The 8,327-nt window shown below is 44.5% G+C and carries 5 protein-coding genes; 3 read left to right on the top strand and 2 right to left on the bottom strand.

Annotated elements, in window-relative coordinates; all coding sequences use genetic code 11:
- The 3 genes from V7D75_RS08720 to V7D75_RS08710 form a co-directional block, all read left to right on the top strand.
- Positions 1-919, top strand: a 919-nt coding sequence (locus tag V7D75_RS08720; protein ID WP_333614247.1) for a CNNM domain-containing protein, incomplete at its 5' end; no start/stop codon positions are given.
- A gap of 286 nt (positions 920-1,205) precedes the next feature.
- Positions 1,206-1,700 carry a nuclear transport factor 2 family protein gene (locus V7D75_RS08715; RefSeq protein ID WP_333614246.1) on the top strand — a complete coding sequence of 165 codons (495 nt, stop codon included), beginning with the start codon at positions 1,206-1,208 and terminating at the stop codon, positions 1,698-1,700.
- Positions 1,701-1,871: 171 nt separating this feature from the next.
- The gene (locus tag V7D75_RS08710) at positions 1,872-4,919 is read left to right on the top strand and encodes a LysM peptidoglycan-binding domain-containing protein (protein ID WP_333614263.1); all 3,048 of its coding nucleotides are present in this window, start codon (positions 1,872-1,874) and stop codon (positions 4,917-4,919) included.
- Between the two features lie 137 nt (positions 4,920-5,056).
- Here the strand turns inward: V7D75_RS08710 and V7D75_RS08705 are convergent, their stop codons facing one another.
- Together V7D75_RS08705 and V7D75_RS08700 are read right to left on the bottom strand one after the other, a co-directional pair.
- On the bottom strand, positions 5,057-6,280 hold the full coding sequence (locus tag V7D75_RS08705) for a transglycosylase SLT domain-containing protein (protein ID WP_333614245.1): 1,224 nt from the start codon (positions 6,278-6,280) through the stop codon (positions 5,057-5,059).
- A gap of 1,061 nt (positions 6,281-7,341) precedes the next feature.
- Positions 7,342-8,211, bottom strand: coding sequence for a Nif3-like dinuclear metal center hexameric protein (locus V7D75_RS08700; RefSeq protein WP_333614244.1), 870 nt, complete (start codon positions 8,209-8,211; stop codon positions 7,342-7,344).
- Positions 8,212-8,327 lie beyond the last annotated feature (116 nt).

Below are 8,327 nucleotides of genomic sequence, written 5' to 3'. Positions count from 1 at the left end.
AACGTTAAATACCGTGGCGCATACTTTAGGCTCGATTGGCGCGGGTGCGCAGGCGACGATTGTCTTTGGTAGCGCTTGGTTTGGATTGTTCTCGGCGTTCATGACCTTGGCTATTTTGTTTTTATCCGAAATCATGCCAAAAACCCTAGGCACTATCTATTGGCGCCAACTGGGCGGCATGGTTGCTTATTTTGTCCGCGGTATTATTTTGCTGCTCTATCCTTTAATTTGGTTCTCAGAAAAATTAACCAAACTGCTGGTACGCGGTAAAGAGCCGCAAGCGTTTAGCCGCCGAGAATTTGCGGCACTCGCCAGTATCGGTGAAGAGTCAGGACAAATCGACCCATTAGAGTCGCGTATTATTCGTAATCTATTGGCATTCGGGGCGATTAAAGTTGAAGATATCATGACCCCGCGTTCGGTGATGCTGGCATTTGAAGAGCATAAAACCGTTGCTGATCTGCTAGTTGACCGACCAAAACTGACCTTCTCGCGCTTACCAATTTATGATGGCGATTTAGACAATATCACCGGTTTTGTCTTAAAAACCGACATGCTTTTGGCAAAATTTAACCATGCGGCCCACAAACCGCTGACCCAGTTTAAACGCGATATTACCTTTGTATTTTCAAAGATGAAACTGTTTGATTTGTTAGAGCTGATGCTAAAAAACCGAATTCATATCGCCATTACCGTTGGAGAGTACGGCGAAGTTAAAGGATTGGTGACTTTAGAAGATGTGTTCGAAACTTTATTAGGGCTTGAAATTGTCGATGAGATAGATCGCGTCGAAGACATGCAAGCCTTAGCTCGGCAGATGATGGACAGACGCGTTGAGCGTTTAGGCATGAAGCTCAGCGATGATGAAAGTTATGAAGACGTTCATAACGAACATAAGCATGAGAAAAATAGTCATTAAAGATTGGATCAAGCAGATAAATGCACAGCACTGTTTTGCGTAAGATTCGCAATAATCACACAGGGTGTCACATGGCTGTGAGAATTGAGTGATAGGCTAAAACTAACATAACAATGTGGCGTTAATTGACCTAAGCTTTACACACAAATAGCCTTAAAACAAAAGAATTATAAGCGCCTGATAAATTTAGGTCTTAAGTCAATATATGACCATAATCTATGGTCATAAAATTATTTGGCTTTAACGACACACGACGATAATGATAATAGCATTACTAAGGAATATCATGAAGCGACTATGGGGAAAAGGGCTAATTGCTCTATTGATAAAAAGTGCTGGCGTGACAGCAGTAGTGGCCGCTACTAGCGCTATCAGTATCAGCGCGCAAGCGGCGACCATGAGCAATGCGCTAGTACAAAACTATGCCGCTGCTATGAAGTCAGCTGCCAATAGCCAAAACTCCAACCAAGTGGCGCGCTTGGTGTCTGATGATGCACTGATTTCGATGTCTAGAAAAGGCAAAACCACCAGCCTTGATAAAGACGCATATCTGCAACTGCTGCAAAGAAGCTGGCGTGATACGTCAAATTATCGCTACGATATTACGGTGGATAACATTGTGATTACGGGTGATCAAGCAAAAGCCAATGTCACCACCAATGAAAGCTGGGTAAAAGACGGTCAAAAAGTTTCATTTGTCACTTCATCGCGGGTCACACTGACTTTATCTACGGGTAATGCGGTGCTCTTACGCGCGGTCTCACAAGTGACCATCAACTAAAAATTAGTCATATATCAAGTTCTGTATTATGAAGTAAGCCATCAAAAGATAGGGCGGATGACTTTTTGCGCATTATCTTTACGATTAGGCTGGTTTTTGTCTGATATTGCGTACTATACTGTCGATTAACTTTATTTTATCACTTATTGTTGTTAGGAAACTTCCACTATCATCTCTACTGTGTCATCAAAATCTCGCTCCTTTATCGCTTTACCATTGACGCTGGCGGTGTCGACTTTACTTATCAGTGCTTGTAGTAATACCTCAGCGGTAAAAAAGACGGGTGCAACCGGCAGCTCAGCTGTGGTTAACAAACGTCCCGCTACTCAAGTGACTAAACCAAGCACGGGCGCTGATTATTCGACAGCTTTCTTGGATGCTGAAAGCTTAGATGAGCTTGCAGATTTATTAGAAGCGACTGATATGACGATGGTTGAAGGCAATAAACTTGCCATTCAACAATATGGTGATTTGTGGAATCGCTTGCGCGCAGGCTACCGTATGAATGGTGGACGCCCTGTTTATAATCAGCGTATCGAGGCGCAAAAAGGTTGGTTTACCAGTCGCCAAGACTATCTAAACCGCTTGACCGCCCGTGCCAGTCGCTACCTTTACCATACCGTTCGTGAAGCTGAGCGCCGTAATATTCCAACCGAACTTGCGTTATTGCCAGTGATTGAGAGCTCCTACGATCCAAGTGGTACCAGTAGTGCCGCCGCAGCAGGTTTATGGCAGTTTATTCCAAGTACCGGACGCATTTATGGTCTAAATCAAAGTAGCACCTATGATGGTCGCCGTGACGTGATTGAATCAACGCGTGCCGCTTACGACTTTTTGACCGCGCTGCACAATCAATTTGGTAGTTGGGAGCTGGCACTAGCTGCTTATAACGCCGGTCCTGGTCGGGTGCAAAAAGCCATCGATGCCAATGCTGCGCGCGGGCTGCCGACCGATTATTGGTCGCTCAGACTACCGACTGAAACCATGAACTATGTACCGCGCTTTTTAGCGGTTGCTGAAATCGTTGCCAAGCCTGAGCAGTATGGCGTCTATCTGCCTGCTATTGCTAACCGTCAGCATTTCCGTAGTGTGCCGGTCAATTATGGTGTGAGCCTAGCTGAAGTGTCGCAAGTGACAGGTGTCAGTTACGATGAGTTAGAAAGGCTAAATACGGCACTGACATCAGCGCGTGTTGACGCTTCAGGACCGCAGCGTATTATCATTCCGAATGATGTCAGCTTGACGACAGATGCTAAGCTTAGCTCGTTAAGAGGTAATGGTAGCAGTAACGTGATAGCTTCTAGTAATACGAGCACGAGTACAACGCCTAGCTATTCAGGCTCAACCACACCAAGCTACAATAATAAACCATACACCAGTAGTGGCTCGTTACCGACTACCGGTAGCGCCCTTGCAGAGTATGCTGCGAGCGCGAGCGTACCACAGCAGACCACCAGTTATATTCCGCCAACAGCTTCACCGACCAGCAGCTCCGTTTATAGTAACAACAATACCGTCCGTACTGAGCCGCCGCTGACGTCTGCTGAAACCAAAAAGATTAACGCTGAGCTAAAGAGCAGCAACAGCTTACCGACCACATCGGCGCAAATCACGCAAAACAATACCATCATTCAAGAGCCGCCATTAAGTAAAGCGGAACGTGATTACATTGCCAATCAGATTCGTATCAGTACGCCTGAAACCAATGTCGTCAACGCCGATGGTAATATCAACCTATCAGCCGTTCAGACGCAGCAGTCGATTTTAGAGGCAACGGGGCAAGAAAAGAAACTGAGCTTCCCGAAAAAATCGGCTAGCAAACCAAAACCAGAAGGCACGCGTAGCACTTATACTGTCAAGCGCGGCGACACCTTGGCGAATATCGCTAGTCGTGCCGGTGTTAGCTGGCGTGATATCGCTGAATGGAACCAGATAGATGCGAGTGCCAACTTACTCGCAGGCAGTACTTTATATTTATATAACGCCAAATCTATCGAACCATTAAGTAGTGCCAGCAATACTGCCGCCAACCAGCCTGAAAGCTATATCGTTCAAGGTGGCGACACGCTAATCGGTACCGCCAATCGCTTTGGTTTGTCAGTGACTCAGCTCGCCACCTATAATAACTTGAGCAGTAGAGCAGACTTGCTACGCGGACAAAAACTGTGGTTGGTGCCTGGTAAAGTCACCGCGCCTGCGGCCACGCCTGCTGCGCCATCAACCAAACCTAGTAAATCTAGTACGGCTACCAAAAATTATAAAGTCAAGCCGGGCGATGGCTTGATTGCGCTATCTCGTCAATTTAATGTACCGACCACCACCTTGGCAAATTTAAATAATATGGGTACGACGGACTCACTATACGTCGGTCAAATCTTAAAAGTGCCTGCCAATGTAGACTTTACTGCCGCAAATACTAGCTCTAGCAGTGCTAGCAATCCTGTGAAAACCAATAGTCCTGCAAGCACAGTGGCAACGACCAACTATAAGGTCAAATCGGGCGATACTTTAATCGGTATTGCAAATAGTGTTGGTATCAGTCCTGAAGAGTTGGCAGCCGTCAACCCTAACTTTGATGCTAGGGCGCGCTTACAGCGTGGTCAGACAATCAAATTGCCTGTCACGAAAGATTTGGTCGATCGTCAGCTTAATGATAAAGCGGTCAGCTATAAAGTGAAATCAGGCGATACGTTAACGGGCGTGGCGCAGCGCTACAATATCGGCTTAAGTGATTTGGCCGCCGCCAATAATTTAAAAACCAATTCTAATCTGATATTGGGTCGGACGATTACCATTCCTGCAAATGGCACGGTCAGTGTTGCTAGCACGTCTAACAGTACTGCTACGAGTAACAATAGTAAGAGCAGCACCGCAAGTACAGAAACAGCCAGTAGCACCAGCGCTGGCAAAAAACTTGGTAATACCGAAAGCTATAAAGTAAAAGCGGGCGATGGTCTGATTGCGCTAGCGCGTCAGTTTGGGATATCGGTAGAGGATTTGGCAGCGACCAATGATTTGGCGACCAACGCCCAGTTACAACGTGGGCAGACCATCAAAGTACCAAAAGCAACGGTCAGCTATACCGTAGGCTCGGGTGACAGTTTGATTGGCCTAGCACGTAAGTATGGCGTATCTACCAAAGAGCTTGCCGACATGAACAATATCGCTGTCGATACCATGCTACAACGCGGTCAACGTTTAACCGTACCGAATCGCTAATGTAGAATGTAATCGCATTTGACAAATTTTAAGCATTAAAAAAAGCTGCTCTTTTATAAGAGCAGCTTTTTTATTGGCATTATTTTATTCAAGATTTAAGACTTTATTCAAGGTTTAGAGCCTTTAGCACGACCATATTAAACCGTTTGCGTCTTAATGGTTTCAAGATAACTTCTAATATTACTCACATAATGCATGGCCTGACCATAACGGCTGTTTGAAGCTCTATTTTCCGACAAATAAGCATATATGTTTGCCCAGCTTTTATCATCGATACCATTGGCGCTTAATTTACGCTGGATACTTTTTACAGCATTTGGACCCATATTATAAGCGGCGAGGGCAAACCAGATGCGATCAGTCTTTGGTACATCAGCGAAATCGGCTTTCATTTGCTCCAAATAACGCGCGCCGCCGCCAATACTTTGATAAGGATCAACGCGATCAGAGACGCCCATCGCCTTAGCGGTATTATTGGTCAACATCATAATACCTCGCACGCCAGTCGGAGAGACGGCATTGGCATTTAAATGCGACTCTTGATAGCCCATGGCGACCAGTAGCTCCCAGTCGTGATTATAATTACGCGCTTGCTCTTGAAACGATGATTGGTAGTCAGGCAACTTTTCTGTCAAGGTCTTTTTAAAATGGTCTTGGCTATAAGCATCTTTTAACAAGTTCTGATTATAAAATGCCGCCAATTTTTGCGTGTGTTCAAGCTTAATACTATCACATAAAAAGTAACTGGCTTTTTGCGATAATGGATCGTTGGCGGAATTAAATGTCCAACTAACTTTAGGGTGTAAACCGTTCTTAGTTAAGCTAGCATCATAGCCGCAGCTGACATTAATCGAGGCTAAGTCTAGCTGGCTTTTTAGCTGGGTGCTGGCGGTGGTCAAAGCCATATCGGCATCGCCTGATTTTAAGGCTCTGAGCGCCGCCTCTTCGTTAGCATAGGCTTTGAGATTGATGTTGACGCCAAGCCCATCTGCATAGCTACGCACTAAATCATAGCCAAAACCGTGCTGAAAACCGTCGGTTGCAAAGTAGGTACTATCACCCGGTACAGCAGCAACCGTTAGAGTGTTTTCTAACATAACATGTGCATAGGCGGGCACGGGCGCGTTCATCGTGGTCAAGCTCTCAGCCGGTAAAGAGAGCAGAGCGATGCTTGATACTTGTGCCAATTTCTTGGTTTTGGAAAATTTGGTTTTGGCGAAACCAGTCACTTTGATAGGTGCAACTGCTGGAACGAAGTTACTTTTGGTGTGCAGTAAGCGCTTAGATGGACGCAGTAAATAAGAAATACGGCGTTTGGCCCCTTGCGTAGATACTTTCACACGATAAGTAATACGCTGCATGGATGTCTCCTGATTTTAGCCATCCTGCATACCATAAAAATGCTTGATCAATTTATGCGGCTTATATAGTTATAAAAAGCGTATGGCTATATAAGTGGCATAAACTGGCGTTACATTTTAGATCACATCAGCCTGATAAATAGCATAAGGTCGCTGTCATCTTGTTTACATATGGCGCTGCTAACATTCGATATATAACCGTTAGCGCAACCGTCTTTTTATCATTTAACGCATAGGTAGCTATTTTTTAGAAGAGAAAACACGCACTTCAAAAATCATTCTAAAAAAAAGACGCACCACAGCGCGAAGGGTATAAATCGGATGATTCCTTCATCGCTATAAAACGAGTTATTGATTAAAAAACTGGCTATAAAACCATATGAAACATAGGTAAGGTCATGAATAAATTATTGAGACAAATACGCAGCATAAGTGCCGTACAGCTGCACTTAATCGTTGCTGCGTTTATATTAATCACGAGCTACTCTTTAAATCGATTGTAGTAGAGGAGCTGGCTAATAATATGGATTGCTCAGCGATAAAGATGAGTAATAATTCTGTCTGCTAGCGAGTAAGAAAACACCATCAGAGAGATTTTGCTCTAATCTTATCGCGACGCTAAAATAAAAATACTGTTTAAAAACCACTGTCTCATCAGCTAAGTAGGGCAAAGAGAGTATTTAAATGGTCACCGTTAAAAACCTTATTAATTTATTAAAAAATAGAGCTCTAAGCGATGAAACAAATTTTAGCGCCATAACCGGAAGCTATAAAAATGGGAAGTCTCATGACAAGACATTCTTTCTTCAGGAACTAATATGCGGATATTCATTATATTATTCAAGTAGAGTTAATAAATTAGCGATAAAACTTAACAATAGCACTATAAACGGTAAAAAACGTCCTTGCTTTGGCTGACCCAGTGACAAAAAGTGCTATAAGAAAAGATTGCACCTAAGCAGCATTTTCTGTATTTAATAAAAAACTCTAAAATTAGCGCTTAAAATAGTAAGAGAATAATTGCAAGTAGATAAAACCGCTTAATGATTAGGCATTAATGATTAGGCTGGGTTGTCAATATCAATAAAAGTCACTGGCAAGCCAAATTGCTCAGCCAGCAGTTCGCCCAACGCTTGAATACCGCCGCGCTCAGTTGCATGGTGACCGCAGGCAAAATAATCAATGTCAAGCTCACGGGCGCTATGGGTGGTACGCTCTGATATTTCACCAGAAATATAAGCATCACAGCCCATCAATGCTGCTTGCTCAATCATATCTTGCGCGCCGCCCGTACAGATGCCCACACGTTCAATCAATCTACTGTCCGCTTGCGCAGGCTCAGCGTTTGGTGCGGCGTTATAGGTGGAGGGAATGTGTAATGGCACCCGACCTAAAGCAGCGGTAATCTGAGTAATAAGGTTTTGAGCGCTTTGCGGCTGGCAGCTGGCAATATTGCCAACCGGATGCGTTTCATGTGGATAAAGTGCGCCGATGATATTCATATCAAGTAACTCAGCGAGTTTGGCATTATTGCCAATGCTAGGATGGGCATCGAGTGGTAGGTGGTAGCCAATCAAAGAGATGCCATGCTGCATCAGTTTGCGGATACGCTGACCTTTCATGCCTGTGATGGTCTCAGGCTCGCCTTTCCAAAAATAGCCGTGATGCACCACGATAGCATCGGCGTTATCAGCAATCGCGGCGTCAATCAACGCCTCACACGCGGTAACACCAGTAACAATACGCCCGATAGGTCGCCCGCCATCTACTTGCAAGCCATTTGGCGCATAGTCTTTAAAGGCTGCTGCTGATAAGTAGTCGTCACAAAAATCCGTCAAAGCTTGCGCGCTAATCGTCTTATTTGGCGTTTGGCTTGAAAACTGACTTGAGAACTGGTTTGAGGATTCGGTTAAGCTATTGTGTTCGGTCATGGTCATTCCTTATAATTGTTGCCGTTACGGACGGTTCTTGATTGTTTGTTATTTACAAATTTCAAGCGTTCAATGCGGTAAGTATTGCCGCTAAATAAGCAAAATGTCTGTTTATA

The organism is Psychrobacter sp., from assembly GCF_036731945.1.
In the GTDB taxonomy this organism is placed as follows: Bacteria; Pseudomonadota; Gammaproteobacteria; order Pseudomonadales; family Moraxellaceae; genus Psychrobacter.
Note: the sequence above shows the minus strand (reverse complement) of the source record. Positions and strands in the feature narration are given on the sequence as shown.